The sequence below is a fragment of the Clostridium sp. LS genome (assembly GCF_002760435.1).
Classification (GTDB): Bacteria; Bacillota; Clostridia; order Clostridiales; family Clostridiaceae; genus Clostridium.
This window is the reverse complement of record NZ_AUUU01000173.1, coordinates 1-1,009: the sequence shown is the minus strand read 5'-3', so window position 1 is coordinate 1,009 and position 1,009 is coordinate 1. Positions and strand designations below refer to the sequence as shown.

At 26.6% G+C, this 1,009-nt stretch carries 1 protein-coding gene; it reads left to right on the top strand.

Annotated elements, in window-relative coordinates; translation table 11 throughout:
* Positions 1 to 585 (top strand): PRD domain-containing protein (locus COL3_RS25375; RefSeq protein WP_143327568.1); only part of this gene is annotated, 585 nt, incomplete at its 5' end.
* Positions 586 to 1,009 lie beyond the last annotated feature (424 nt).

Here is a 1,009-nt window from a genome sequence, read left to right as displayed (position 1 = left end):
GTTACAAATAATATAGGGGTTAAGAATATTAATATTATTTCACTTGGATTGAAGAATTTAACTAAGTCCATTAAGAAGATAATGGAAGAAAATAATATTTTGGCTATTATAGGAATTACAAATCCTAATCTTGAAATTCCATTTATATCTATAGAACAATTAATTGATGGAACAGGGGAGAATATATTAATAAGTATTATCAGAGGTAAAAAGATAGGAGATATGAAGAATACGGAAGATAAGCAAATAATATTTGAAAATCTTTGTACACAAACTATTACTGAGTTTATAACCTTTCTTAATCCACAAAAAATCTATGCCCTGTTGAATGAATTTTTGAACATTACTGAAAGGTTATTAGATCTAAATTTTGAAAATCCAGTTAAATTGCGAATTATGTTTCATGTTGCATGCGCATTGGAAAGAATGGTACTAAACAATGGATTAGAATATGATGAGGATAATAAAAACTTTGATAAAAAAACTATAGGAGCATTGAAGGAAGCTAGTTTAGTTTTTAAAAATGCATTATCAATAAATTTAACTGAAGATGAGTTATATTATATTGCTGATATTATTAGATGAAACTTAGTCTAGTATGGGAAGATTTAAATAAATTCTAGTTGAATTGATAGAATTACGGAATAAAAATCTAAAAGTTAACTGCCATTAATACATCGATCTAAAAAAGATTGTGTGTTAGTGGCAGTTATTTTTAGATAAATGTGTGTTTATTCTGTTAGGTTATTTAGCAAACTGTGTTAAATGTAATCGAAAGTATGTAAATCTTCAATTAAGAGTGTAATTAAAAATATTTAAGTATGGGGAGAGGCAGTAATAGTCTTAGTTATAGATATATTTTTTTATTTACACCCTTGGTTGGCATAGGAATTGCTATGTATATAGGTATAAAAATAATATATGTAGCAAGAAAGGATGATAGAATAATGATTTCAGTAATTATAGGTACCCACGGTATATTTTCAGAAGAGATTCTTAAGTCAGCAGA